This is a genomic window from Pseudomonas sp. TE3552 (assembly GCF_056278945.1).
Genome location: NZ_JBWBQJ010000001.1, coordinates 3276104 through 3288154, shown reverse-complemented (window position 1 = coordinate 3288154; position 12051 = coordinate 3276104). Strand labels below are relative to the sequence as shown.

Below are 12051 nucleotides of genomic sequence, written 5' to 3'. Positions count from 1 at the left end.
GCTCAGGCCGGCAGCGGACGGGTTTCTGGCGTGGTGCCGACAGCCGGGGCGCTCGGCAGGCGAGTCAGGCGCAGGGCATTCAACACCACGGTCAACGAACTGATGGACATGCCGACCGCAGCCCATACCGGAGTGATCCAGCCAAGGGCGGCGAACGGCAACATGAGGCCATTGTACAGCGCCGCCCACAGCAAGTTCTCGATGATGACCCGGCGGGTGCGTCGGGCCAGGCTGAAGGCTTGCACGAGCGCGTCGAGGCGGTTCGACAGCAATACCGCATCGGCACTGGTTTTCGCCAGGTCAGTGGCCGAGCCCATCGCCACGCTGATGTCGGCGGCGGCCAGCACCGGCACGTCGTTGACCCCGTCACCGAGCATCAACACCTTGCGACCTTCCAGGTGCAGTTGTTGCAGCACCTGCAATTTATCGTCCGGACGCAAACCGCCACGGGCCTCGTCGATGCCCAATTCGGCGGCGACGCTGGCGACCATTGGCGAGCTGTCGCCGGACAGCAGCAACGTGCGCCAGCCGCGAGCCTTGCACGCAGCCAGCAGGGCGGGCGCGTCGGCGCGTAAACGATCGTCGAGGACGAACCACGCCAGCGGCCCCCGGCTGTCGCCGAGCAGTAGCCATTGGCCGGCTTCATCCGGCATCAGCGGCACTGCTGCGCCGCTGAGTTCGCAGACAAACCCCGGTTGGCCGATGCGCAGGCGTTGCAAGCCGACCAGCCCTTCAAGGCCCAGGCCTGGCGTGCTGTGGACTTCCTCGGCGGCCAGCGGCGCGCGGCCAAAAGCCCGGGCGATCGGGTGTTCGGAGCGGTTTTCCAGGGCGGCGGCGAGGCTCAGGCATTGATCGCTGGTCAGGGGCCCAAGAGGCCGGATCGAACGCAGCGCCAGGCGACCTTCGGTGAGGGTGCCGGTCTTGTCGAAAATCACTGTGTCGATCTGGTTCAGGCCTTCCAGTACATGGCCGCGCGTCAACAAAAGCCCCAGCTTGTGCAGCGTGCCGGTGGCGGCGGTGAGGGCAGTCGGTGTGGCCAGGGACAAGGCGCACGGGCAGGTGGCAACCAGCATTGCCAAGACGATCCAGAACGCCCGCGATGAATCCAGCTCCCACCAGAGCAAGCCGATGGCGGCCACGGCGATAAGCGTCAGCAGTAAAAACCACTGCGCGGCGCGGTCGGCGATTTCCGCCAGCCGCGGCTTTTCGGCCTGGGCGCGATCCAGCAGGCGGACGATGGCCGACAGACGCGTGTCCTGACCCAGCGCCAGGACTTCCACGGTCAGCGCACCTTCGACATTCAAGGTGCCGGCGGTGACGGCATCGCCCAGGGTTCGTGGTTGTGGCAGGTATTCGCCGGTGAGCAGGGATTCGTCGATGCTCGACTGACCGTCGAGGATCTTGCCGTCGGCCGGCAGGATCGCACCGGGGTGCACCAGCACCTGATCGCCCACGCGCAACTCGCTGAGCAGAATCCGCTCGCTCTGGCCGTCGGCACTCAGCCGCAGGCAGGAGGCCGGCAGCAGATTGACCAATTGTGCGGTCGCGGCGGCGGTGCGTTCCCGGGCGCGACGTTCCAGATAACGCCCGGCCAGCAGGAACAGCGCAAACATGCCCACCGCATCGAAATACAGCTCGCCGACCCCGGTGATCGAAGTCCAGATCCCGGCGATGTAGGCGCTGCCAATCGCCAGCGATACTGAGACGTCCATGGTCAGGTGACGGGTGCGCAAGTCGCGCATCGCCCCTTTGAAGAACGGTGCACAGCTGTAAAACACGATCGGTGTGGTCAAAAACAGCGCGACCCAGCGCAGGATGGTGTGCAGTTCGGGGCTGAGGTCGATATTGAATTCCGGCCAGGTGGCCATGGTCGCCATCATTGCCTGAAACCATAGCAGCCCGGCAACCCCGAGTTGGCGCAGGGCCAGGCGGTTTTCGCTGGCCAGTTGTTCGCTGGCGCGGTCGGGTTGATATGGGTGGGCGGCGTAACCGATGTGGCGCAATTCGCTGAGTACCTGGCTCAAGGGCAACTGGGCATCGGCCCAGCGCACATGCAGGCGATGGTTGGACAGGTTCAGGCGTGCTTCGGCCACCGCCGGCAGGCTGCGCAGGTGCTTTTCGATCAGCCAGCCACAGGCGGCGCAACTGATGCCTTCCATCAACAGAGTGGTTTCGGCGAGTTCGCCTTCGTGGCGGACGAAGGGTTGCTGCACATCGGCGCGATCATACAGCGCCAACTCGTCGACCAACTGCACTGGCAGGGCTTCGGGATTGGCCGAAACCTCGCTGCGATGCTGGTAATAGCTTTCCAGCCCTCCGGCCACGATTGCCTCGGCCACTGCCTGGCAACCCGGGCAGCAGAATTCGCGGGTTTCCCCGAGGACGGCGGCGGTGAAGCGGCTGCCGGCCGGGACGGGCAGGGCGCAGTGGTAGCAGGGGGTTGGACTGGTCATGTTTGTTGCCATGAAAACCATTGTGGCAGGCCCAAAGACCTCTGTGGCGAGGGGGCTTGCCCCCGTTGGACCGCGCAGCGGTCCCAAAGACAGTCCGCGCGAACTTCTCGATAGATCGAGTAGACAACTTGCGGCTGCTGCGCAGCCGAACGCGGGCAAGCCCGCTCGCCACAGGAGATCGTTGTGACTATTTTTTCAGGTCTTCGGCGCCTTGCAGCGGCTCATCCCCGAGCAGCAGATCCTTGGCATGGCTGACCTGTTCTTCTTCGAACATGCGCCAGGTTTTTTCATCCTGCACGCCCAGCAATTCGACGAAGCGCCGGCCCTCGACCTTGTCGCTCAACTGGCCGATGTAGCGGCCCTGTTCGGTTTCGCTGCGGGCCAGGGTGATCTTGCGATCCTTTTCCGGCTGGGTGGGCGAAATCAGGTTCAGCTCAAGGGTTTTGGGCTGGCTGTTGCCGCTCAGGCGCAGGTCGACTTCGCCGGTCACGTCATCCAGGTGCACGCTGGCCCGCAGTTGCAAAGTCTGGGCCAGCAGTTCACGGTCCAGGGAGCGGTTGATGCCCTTGCCGGCCTCGTAATAGTTATCGTTGACCAGATTGTCCGGATTGTTCACCGCGATGGTCACCATGGACAGGGTCAAGGCCACCGAACAAGCGAGGATGGCGATGATGATCCACGGCCAAAGGTGCTTGTACCAGGGACTTGCGGCAGTTGCGGCGGGCATGGTCATTTCTCTCAACGAGTTTGTGGGCCGATGAATCGGCTCTTGGCTTCAACGTGGACGCTGGCGTCATCGGCATCCTTGAGGATGAATTTCACCTCGTTAGTGCTCGACGGCAGTTGTTCCGGTGCGCTGGACAGTTCGACCGGCTGGCTGAAAATCTCCCCGGCGGCGACTTTGATCTCGCGCTTGCCTTGCAGCTTGAGGTCCGGCAGGCCGGAGGCCTCCAGCACGTAGGTATGGTCGCGCTGGTCCTTGTTCATGATCTTCAGGCTGTAGACGTTTTCGATCCGGCCTTCGGCGTTCTCGCGGTACAGCACGCGGTCTTTGCTGACATCGAAACCGACCAGCGAGCGCATGAAGAATGCGGTCACCAGCAATGCAATCATCGCCAGCAACACCAAGGCATAGCCGATCAGGCGCGGGCGCAGTTTATGGGTTTTTTGCCCGGACAGGTTGTGCTCGGTGGTGTAGCTGATCAGGCCGCGCGGGTAATCCATCTTGTCCATGATGCTGTCGCAGGCGTCGATGCACGCAGCGCAGCCGATGCATTCGATTTGCAGGCCGTCACGGATGTCGATGCCGGTGGGGCAGACCTGGACGCACATGGTGCAGTCGATGCAGTCGCCCAGGCCCTGAGCCTTGTAGTCGATGCCTTTCTTGCGCGGGCCACGGCCCTCACCACGACGCGGGTCGTAGGAAACGATCAGGGTGTCTTTATCGAACATCACGCTCTGGAAGCGGGCGTACGGGCACATGTAAATGCACACCTGCTCACGCAACCAGCCGGCATTGCCGTAGGTGGCGAGGGTGAAGAAGCCGACCCAGAAATACGACCAGCCGTCGGCTTCGCCGGTGAAGAAATCGATGGTCAGCTCGCGGATCGGCGAGAAGTAACCGACGAAGGTCATGCCAGTCACGAATCCGATCAGCAGCCACATCGTGTGCTTGCTGAATTTGCGCAGGAATTTGTTGGCGCTCATCGGCGCCTTGTCGAGCTTGATGCGCTGGTTGCGGTCGCCTTCGGTGACCTTTTCGCACCACATGAAGATCCAGGTCCAGACGCTTTGCGGGCAGGTGTAGCCGCACCAGACCCGTCCGGCATATACCGTAATGAAGAACAGGCCGAAGGCGCTGATGATCAGGATGCCAGAGAGCAGGATGAAATCCTGAGGCCAGAAGGTTGCGCCAAAGATAAAGAATTTACGCTCTGGCAGGTTCCACCAGACGGCTTGGTGACCGCCCCAGTTCAGCCACACCGTGCCGAAATACAGCAGAAACAGTCCGGCACCGCCCGCCATACGCAGGTTGCGAAACAGGCCGGTGAAGGCGCGTGTATAGATTTTTTCCCGGGAGGCGTAGAGGTCGACGCTGTTACTCGCGTTCTTGGCAGGTGGAGTGACGTCGTGTACCGGAATTTGATTGCTCATCGTTGCATCCCACGGCAGTGGAAAAATGCCTCGGTCAGTACGTGCCGACCGCGGTCAAAAAGAGGTGTTGCAGTGGCGCAATGATACGCCTGTCGCTCTAGATCAAGGGTGCGACCTTTGGTCGCGTTGGGGGGAGGGCGTGGATGGTGTAGCAGATGTAACAAGTCATGATCCAGATCAATTGACTATAGACGATCCGTGAAGCACCTCTCGTGAGCCGCTCCTTGGAGTGCAGCGGCTCATTTATTCTGAGAAGGCATCAAGGCAGCCTTCCGTCTCCCAGGCTGTCCAGCCCGCTGTCTTTTTTTCTACCGACGTCTTCGGTGGCCGGTTTCGTGCTTTCGTTGTCTGAGGGCATGCCCTCAACATCGTTGATAACGTAAGTGAAATCCTCGTGGGATAGCACACAATCGTAGTCAGACTCTCGCATAGGGTTCTTCCTTGAAATGCATCTGTTGAACGCTGGCCCTCACGTTGCTCGTCAGGGTGAAAAGGGAAGCTACAGGGCGCTGAAATCCGAGTCTATTGAGCATTCGTCTCAAATTATTGAAGGCGTCGAAATGCAAACGGCCCCGCCAATTCTCATTGGTGGGGCCGTTTTTGTTGTTGTTGCATCAAGCGTTTGCCTTACTGGGTCTGCCGCTGGAGCCTTCTCACCGTGAGACAAATCGTTATGCAGGTCATTTGGCTTTTGAGTAAAGCTGCTTGCTCGGCACTCGTTAGAGTGCGTTCATATTTTTGATTCTTAACTAGCGAAATGTCAGACATATATTTTATTGGTTTGAAAGTTTCATTTGTTTGCGAGTTAAAAGGGCTTATTGTATTTTGCGGCTTCAATGTAATGGCTGCGAAGAGCGGCTAATCAATATCAATGGAAATGGATTTCAATGAAACTATCAATGAATAAGTGGCTGGCATGCCTTGCCTTGGCGTTAGTTAATTACTGGGGCTCAAGTGTTGCTTTTGCAGAAGCACCGCAACACATGATATTTGCCTCGGATTCGCAATATCCCTGGAGTGATCTTACCGATAAGGGTGAGCAGGATCCCAACAAGGAAGCTCGGTCAAGAGAATTGATCGAATTGCAATATTCCGATATCGCGAGCTTCAGAAGCCTTAATGGCGGCGCTCACCGTATACCTGTAATGATTAATGGAGATATCACGGCGTTTGGTCATGGAGGCGAGCGTTCGTACATGAGGGGGGGGTTGAGAAGAAGCTGCTGGGGCTCTATGACTATGGTTTGGGGAACCATGATTATGCCAATAATGTAGATGATTGTCTTTTGAATAATTGTGCAGCCGGGAGTATCAATGACCTCAAGGCACGCTATTGGGGAAATGGGGTGTCCATGGACTTGGCGGCAAGAAGTTCGGGGCTTGGGAAAATTTATTACGGCAGTCTCGCCTACTCAAAGGGTTTTGGTGATGTGCATTTGGTTCAATTGAATAATGAGCCGACCTATACAGTTAATTTTACTTCCGGTAATCCGTTGGCTCGAACGTCCTTTGAAATTACTGATGCGCTGGACTGGCTTGAGCGTGATCTGAAAAGCGCGAGAGCACAGGGCAAAATTATTATTCTCAATATGCACAAGGTCTATGACTGGGCTGGCAATGATGCGCAGATTTCCCGATTTAAACAGATGATCAACCACTACAAGGTGACCGCTGTATTTGGCGGGCATGATCACAAGGGAGTAGGGATCCATATGTACTCCAGAAAATGGGAGCTGTTTGGCGAAGTGCCCGTATTCATGAGTGGGTCTGCTTCCCAGCAAACCTATCTTATTGCCAGTTTTACCGATGATCGACAGTCTCTGAAAATCAGCGCAGTACACAACAGTAACTGGCCCGGCCGTGAAGCCGTGAGGGTCATTCCTGTCTTGAAGTAAGCAGGTTTGAGGCTGAAATGAAAACGGCCCCGCCAATTCACATGGGCGGGGCCGTTTGTTGTTGCGATCAAGCGTTTGCCTTACTGGGCGTCCGCCACTGGCGCTTTCTCACCGTGAGACAGGCTGTAGACGTAAGCGGCCAGCAGGTGAACCTTGTCATTGCCTTGCAGCTGTTCTTGCGCAGGCATCTGGCCCTGACGGCCGTAACGGATGGTCTGCTGCAGCTGAGCGAAGCTCGAACCGTAGATGAACGCCGCCGGGTGGGTCAGGTTAGGGGCGCCCATGGCCGGGGTGCCTTTGCCTTCCGGACCGTGGCAAGCCACGCAGTTGGCAGCGAACAGTTTCTGCCCGGCAACCGGGTCAGCCTTGGCGCCTTCCGGTAGTTTGCGGCCATCGAGGCTGGTCAGCACGTAAGCGGCAACGTCGCTGACGCCTTGTTCGCCGATCACTTCGGCCCAGGCCGGCATCACGGCGTGACGACCGCCCATGATGGTGGTCTTGATGGTTGCCGCTTCGCCGCCCCAGCGCCAGTCGGCGTCGGTCAGGTTAGGGAAGCCGTAAGCGCCCTTGGCGTCGGAACCGTGGCAGACCGAGCAGTTGGAGGCGAACAGGCGGCCACCCATCTTCAGGGCTTGCGGGTCTTTGGCCACTTCTTCGATCGGCATGGAAGCGAACTTGGCGAAGATCGGGCCGAACTTGGCATCCGACCTGGCCATTTCCTTTTCCCACTCGTGAACGCCGGTCCAGCCAGTCTGGCCGTTGGCGAACGCGGTCTGCTTCTCGTTATCGAGGTAGCCGTAACCCGGCAGCAGGCCCTTCCAGTTACCCAGGCCCGGGTACAGCACCAGGTAGCCAAGGGCGAAGATGATGGTGCCCACGAACAGCATGAACCACCATTTAGGCAGTGGGTTGTCGTACTCCTCGATCCCGTCGAAGGAGTGGCCGACCGTCTCGTCGGTCTGCTCGGCGCGCTGGCCCTTGCGGGTAGACAGCAGCAGCCAGGTCAGGGCGAAGATGGTGCCGAGACTGAGGACTGTGACGTACAGACTCCAGAACGTAGTCATTCTTTGTTACTCCTAGAAGCTTGCTCGACGTGCTTGATGGCTTCGGGATCATCCGCGAAAGGCAGCAAGGTCGCGTCTTCAAACTCCGACTTGCGCTTGGGGCTGAACACCCACAACGCCAGACCGATGAAGGCCACCATCACAACAACGGTGCCCAGGCCACGAATCATCCCGATATCCATCTAAATCACCGTTTGCTTTTGATGATGGTGCCCAGGCCTTGCAGATAGGCCACCAGCGCGTCCATTTCGGTTTTGCCCTTCACAGCATCCTTGGCGCCGGCGATGTCTTCGTCGGTGTAAGGAACGCCGAGCGTGCGCAAGACTTCCATTTTCTTGGCGGTGTCTTTGCCGTCGAGCTTGTTTTCCACGAGGAACGGGTAGGCCGGCATTTTCGACTCGGGCACCACGTTGCGCGGGTTGTACAAGTGCGCGCGTTGCCAGTCATCGGAGTAACGACCGCCGACACGGGCCAGGTCCGGACCGGTACGCTTGGAACCCCACAGGAACGGGTGGTCCCACACGCTTTCACCGGCGACCGAGTAGTGGCCGTAGCGTTCGGTTTCAGCACGGAACGGGCGGATCATCTGCGAGTGGCAGCCGACACAACCGTTGGCGATGTAGATGTCGCGGCCTTCCAGTTCAAGGGCGGTACGAGGCTTCATGCCCTCGACCGGCTTGTTGGTGACGTCCTGGAAAAACAGCGGAACGATCTGGGTCAGGCCGCCGATGCTGACGGCGATAACCATGAAGAAGGCCAGCAGGCCAATATTCTTCTCGACTGCTTCATGCTTCATCAGTGAGCTCCAACTACAGCAATCTTGGTAGCGGCTTCGGCTTCAACCGGGTTCGAGGCGCGAACGGTACGGAACACGTTGTAGGCCATCAACAGCATGCCGCTGGCGAAGAACGCACCGCCCAGGGCGCGGACGATGAAACCAGGGTGGCTGGCTTGCAGCGCTTCGACGAACGAGTAGGTGAGGGTGCCGTCATCGTTGATTGCACGCCACATCAGGCCCTGGGTAATGCCGTTGACCCACATCGAAGCGATGTAGAGGACGGTACCGATGGTCGCGAGCCAGAAGTGGGCGTTGATCAGGCCGGTGCTGTGCATGTGCGCACGGCCGAACAGTTTCGGGATCATGTGGTAGATGGCGCCGATCGAGATCATGGCTACCCAGCCCAAGGCACCGGCGTGTACGTGGCCGATGGTCCAGTCGGTGTAGTGCGACAGCGAGTTGACGGTCTTGATGGCCATCATCGGGCCTTCGAAGGTCGACATGCCGTAGAACGCCAGGGATACCACGAGAAAACGCAGGATCGGGTCGGTGCGCAGCTTATGCCAGGCGCCCGAGAGGGTCATCATGCCGTTGATCATGCCGCCCCAGCTCGGAGCCAGCAGGATGATCGACATTGCCATGCCCAGCGACTGAGCCCAGTCCGGCAGTGCGGTGTAGTGCAGGTGGTGCGGACCGGCCCAGATGTACAGGGTGATCAGCGCCCAGAAGTGCACGATCGACAGGCGATAGGAGTAGATCGGACGCTCGGCCTGCTTCGGCACGAAGTAGTACATCATCCCCAGGAAGCCGGTGGTCAGGAAGAAACCCACGGCGTTGTGGCCGTACCACCACTGGATCATTGCATCGGTCGCACCCGAGTAAGCCGAGTAGGACTTGAACAGACTGACCGGCAGCGACATGTGGTTGACGATGTGCAGCATCGCGGTCACGACGATGAAGGCACCGTAGAACCAGTTACCGACATAGATGTGCTTGGTCTTGCGCTTGACGATGGTGCCGAAGAACACCAGACCGTAGGTGACCCAGACAATGGCCAGCAGAATAGCCAGGGGCCATTCCAGTTCCGCGTATTCCTTGGTGGTGGTGAAACCCATCGGCAAGGTCACGATCGCGCCGACGATCACCGCTTGCCAACCCCAGAAGGTGAAGGCCGCGAGGCTGTCGGAAATCAGTCGCGTTTGGCAGGTTCGCTGCACGACGTAATAAGAAGTGGCAAACAGAGCACAACCACCGAAGGCGAAAATCACCAGGTTGGTGTGCAACGGGCGTAAGCGTCCAAAAGTCGTCCACGGCAGACCGAAGTTCAATTCCGGCCATACGAGCTGTGAGGCGATGAAGACACCGAGCCCCATGCCAAGGATCCCCCAGACCACCGTCATGATGGCGAACTGGCGGACTACCTTATAGTTATAAGCAGTCGGACTGATTGCTGTGCTCATTCTAAGGTTCCACGGTTTGGGTGTTTTATTAGGAGTAAAAATCGGCCGCAAGTATGGAGAAAGCGGGGGGTCATTGCAACGCGCCATGACCTGGGTCAATGCTTTCAAAAGCTGATTCTGCGGCCTTTCCATGCGCCGCGTAAGGACAAAATTGCCCCCGGACAAAATGTCGCAGCGGATGAAAATGGCGAGGGGGTCAGGTCAGTTGTAACGGGGTGTGTTCAAATGCGACGGGCGGGTGACAGAGGGCAAGGGAGACGATAGCCGGTATCTACCAGCCTTTGCGGCCTGTCATCGAGCAGATTCGTCGAACACATCGGGTTGGGTCGACCTGGAACCGGCACTGGCCAGTCCGCATCGCAGGGAAGCTTAGACCCGAATCCGGCGAACGGAAAGCGAGACCAAGGAAGGGTGCGACAATGCGTCGCAAAGGGGCAGGGAACTGCCGCATCCGAGTGAATGCGGCAGTGCAGCGGTCAAGATTTATTCGCTTTTGCCTACAGCCTGTAAGCGCTCGGTGTTCAAGCCCTGAGACAGGCTGTACACGTAAGCGGCCAGCAGTTGCACCTTGTCGTTGCCGAGCAGTTCATTCTGCGCCGGCATATGGCCCTGGCGGCCATGACGAATGGTTTGTTGCAGTTGCGCCAGGCTTGTACCGTAGATGAATCCGGCCGGTTGCGTCAGGTTCGGCGCCCCCATGGCTTCAGTGCCCTGGCCGTTTGCCCCATGACAAGCTACGCACGTGGTGCTGAACGCTTGCTGTCCGGCCTGTAGATCGGCCGTGCTGCCTTCGGGCAAGGGCAGGCCCGCCAGTCCATGACGCACATAGGCGGCGACGTTTTTCACGCCCGCTTCTCCAAGGATTTCACCCCAGGCCGGCATCGCGGCCATGCGACCGCCCAGGATGGTGGTCTTGATGGTCTCGGCGTTGCCGCCCCAGCGCCAGTTGTTGTCCGCAAGGTTGGGGAAACCGAACGCACCCTTGGCATCCGAGCCGTGGCACACCGAGCAATTGGAGGCAAACAGGCGACCGCCCATTTTCAGCGCTTGTGGGTCCTTGGCCACTTCTTCCACCGGCATGGCGGCAAATTTGGCGAAGATCGGCCCGAACTTCGCATCCGCCTTGTTCATCTCCTTTTCCCATTCATGGACACCGGTCCAGCCGTTCTCATAACCGGGCAATATGCCTTTCCAGTTGCCCAGGCCCGGGTAAAGCACCAGATAACCGACGGCAAATACCAACGTCCCGGCGAACAGCATGAACCACCACTGCGGCAGCGGGTTGTCGTACTCCTCGATGCCGTCGAAGCTGTGGCCCATGGTCTGGTCGGTGCTGCCCTTGGTTTCCCCGCGGCGCGTTCCGATCAGCAGCCAGGTCAGGCCGATCAGGCTGCCGATGGTCAGTACGCAGATCCACGTACTCCAGAAGGTGGTCATGGCCGGGTACTCCTTGTTGTTGCAGATTCTTGGGTAGTGCCTTGTTGCGGCTCGTCGGCGAACGGCAGCAGGCGCGCTTCGGCGAATTGCGGACTGCGTTTGCTGTTGAACACCCACAGCGTCAGGCCGACGAAGGCCACGAACACCACGACTGTGCCCAGGCCACGGATCATTCCACTGCTCAATTCAAAGAACATGGCTCACCTCTTGCTCTTGATGGCAGTGCCGAGCACTTGCAGGTAGGCAACCAATGCGTCCATTTCGGTCTTGCCCTGGAGCGAGGCGACCGAGCCTGCGATGTCATCATCGGTGTACGGCACGCCGAGGGTACGCATGGCGCGGATCTTGGTTTCGGTGTGGCTGCTGTCGACAGGATTGGCCACCAGCCATGGATACGCCGGCATTTTCGACTCCGGCACCACGTTGCGCGGGTTGTACAAGTGCGCGCGGTGCCAGTCATCGGAGTAGCGACCGCCCACCCGGGCCAGATCCGGCCCGGTGCGCTTGGAGCCCCACAGGAACGGGTGATCCCAGACGCTTTCACCAGCCACCGAGTAATGCCCGTAGCGCTCGGTCTCGGCGCGGAACGGGCGGATCATCTGCGAATGGCAACCGACGCAGCCTTCGCGGATGTAAATGTCGCGACCTTCCAGTTGCAGCGCGGTGTAGGGCTTCATGCCTTCCACCGGTTTATTGGTCACGTCCTGAAAGAACAGCGGGACGATCTGGGTCAGGCCGCCGATGCTCACGGCGAACACCATCAGCAACATCAGCAGGCCGACGTTTTTTTCGATTGTTTCGTGTTTCATGG

10 protein-coding genes and 1 pseudogene are annotated in these 12051 nt (G+C 59.2%); 1 reads left to right on the top strand and 10 read right to left on the bottom strand.

Annotation, left to right across the window (positions count from 1 at the left end):
- Positions 1-2: 2 nt before the first annotated feature.
- From ACZ9BB_RS14660 to ccoG, 3 genes are all read right to left on the bottom strand, one after another.
- Positions 3-2453 (bottom strand): heavy metal translocating P-type ATPase, encoded by a 2451-nt coding sequence (locus tag ACZ9BB_RS14660; RefSeq protein WP_476214388.1) that lies wholly within the window; start codon positions 2451-2453, stop codon positions 3-5.
- A gap of 187 nt (positions 2454-2640) precedes the next feature.
- Positions 2641-3180 (bottom strand): FixH family protein, encoded by a 540-nt coding sequence (locus ACZ9BB_RS14655; RefSeq protein ID WP_476214387.1) that lies wholly within the window; start codon positions 3178-3180, stop codon positions 2641-2643.
- Positions 3181-3191: 11 nt separating this feature from the next.
- A complete protein-coding gene (ccoG, locus tag ACZ9BB_RS14650) occupies positions 3192-4607 on the bottom strand; it encodes a cytochrome c oxidase accessory protein CcoG (protein WP_476214386.1) in 1416 nt (471 codons plus the stop codon).
- A gap of 899 nt (positions 4608-5506) precedes the next feature.
- On the opposite strand from ccoG, the pseudogene ACZ9BB_RS14645 reads away from it, so the two are divergent.
- Positions 5507-6501 (top strand): annotated as a pseudogene (locus ACZ9BB_RS14645) (metallophosphoesterase family protein).
- Between the two features lie 80 nt (positions 6502-6581).
- On the opposite strand, the gene ccoP (ACZ9BB_RS14640) reads toward ACZ9BB_RS14645, so the two are convergent.
- The 7 genes from ccoP (ACZ9BB_RS14640) to ccoO (ACZ9BB_RS14610) all read right to left on the bottom strand — a co-directional run bounded on the left by ccoP (ACZ9BB_RS14640) (position 6582) and on the right by ccoO (ACZ9BB_RS14610) (position 12049).
- A complete protein-coding gene (ccoP, locus tag ACZ9BB_RS14640) occupies positions 6582-7565 on the bottom strand; it encodes a cytochrome-c oxidase, cbb3-type subunit III (protein WP_476214385.1) in 984 nt (327 codons plus the stop codon).
- Positions 7562-7747: a CcoQ/FixQ family Cbb3-type cytochrome c oxidase assembly chaperone gene (locus ACZ9BB_RS14635; RefSeq protein ID WP_003175465.1), complete on the bottom strand. Its 186-nt coding sequence runs from the start codon at positions 7745-7747 to the stop codon at positions 7562-7564. The genes ccoP (ACZ9BB_RS14640) and ACZ9BB_RS14635 overlap by 4 nt, the downstream gene beginning before the upstream one ends.
- 5 nt (positions 7748-7752) lie before the next feature.
- Positions 7753-8361, bottom strand: coding sequence for a cytochrome-c oxidase, cbb3-type subunit II (gene ccoO / locus ACZ9BB_RS14630; protein WP_018925301.1), 609 nt, complete (start codon positions 8359-8361; stop codon positions 7753-7755).
- Positions 8361-9803 carry a cytochrome-c oxidase, cbb3-type subunit I gene (ccoN, locus tag ACZ9BB_RS14625; RefSeq protein ID WP_476214384.1) on the bottom strand — a complete coding sequence of 481 codons (1443 nt, stop codon included), beginning with the start codon at positions 9801-9803 and terminating at the stop codon, positions 8361-8363. The genes ccoO (ACZ9BB_RS14630) and ccoN overlap by 1 nt, the downstream gene beginning before the upstream one ends.
- A 483-nt stretch (positions 9804-10286) precedes the next feature.
- Positions 10287-11240 carry a cytochrome-c oxidase, cbb3-type subunit III gene (gene ccoP, locus ACZ9BB_RS14620; RefSeq protein WP_476214383.1) on the bottom strand — a complete coding sequence of 318 codons (954 nt, stop codon included), beginning with the start codon at positions 11238-11240 and terminating at the stop codon, positions 10287-10289.
- Positions 11237-11437, bottom strand: a complete 201-nt coding sequence (locus ACZ9BB_RS14615; RefSeq protein WP_476214382.1) for a cbb3-type cytochrome oxidase subunit 3 — start codon at positions 11435-11437, stop codon at positions 11237-11239. Before ACZ9BB_RS14615 ends, ccoP (ACZ9BB_RS14620) begins: the two co-directional genes overlap by 4 nt.
- A gap of 3 nt (positions 11438-11440) precedes the next feature.
- Entirely contained in the window at positions 11441-12049 is a 609-nt protein-coding gene (gene ccoO / locus ACZ9BB_RS14610) for a cytochrome-c oxidase, cbb3-type subunit II (RefSeq protein ID WP_476214381.1), read from the bottom strand.
- Positions 12050-12051 lie beyond the last annotated feature (2 nt).

Coding starts and splice junctions, on each gene's coding strand:
- ACZ9BB_RS14615 (WP_476214382.1), bottom strand. CDS start 11,437: ATGTTCTTTGAATTGAGCAGTGGAATGATCCGTGGCCTGGGCACAGTC.
- ccoO (WP_018925301.1), bottom strand. CDS start 8,361: ATGAAGCATGAAGCAGTCGAGAAGAATATTGGCCTGCTGGCCTTCTTC.
- ccoP (WP_476214385.1), bottom strand. CDS start 7,565: ATGACTACGTTCTGGAGTCTGTACGTCACAGTCCTCAGTCTCGGCACC.
- ACZ9BB_RS14660 (WP_476214388.1), bottom strand. CDS start 2,453: ATGACCAGTCCAACCCCCTGCTACCACTGCGCCCTGCCCGTCCCGGCC.
- ACZ9BB_RS14655 (WP_476214387.1), bottom strand. CDS start 3,180: ATGCCCGCCGCAACTGCCGCAAGTCCCTGGTACAAGCACCTTTGGCCG.
- ACZ9BB_RS14635 (WP_003175465.1), bottom strand. CDS start 7,747: ATGGATATCGGGATGATTCGTGGCCTGGGCACCGTTGTTGTGATGGTG.
- ccoG (WP_476214386.1), bottom strand. CDS start 4,607: ATGAGCAATCAAATTCCGGTACACGACGTCACTCCACCTGCCAAGAAC.
- ccoP (WP_476214383.1), bottom strand. CDS start 11,240: ATGACCACCTTCTGGAGTACGTGGATCTGCGTACTGACCATCGGCAGC.
- ccoN (WP_476214384.1), bottom strand. CDS start 9,803: ATGAGCACAGCAATCAGTCCGACTGCTTATAACTATAAGGTAGTCCGC.
- ccoO (WP_476214381.1), bottom strand. CDS start 12,049: ATGAAACACGAAACAATCGAAAAAAACGTCGGCCTGCTGATGTTGCTG.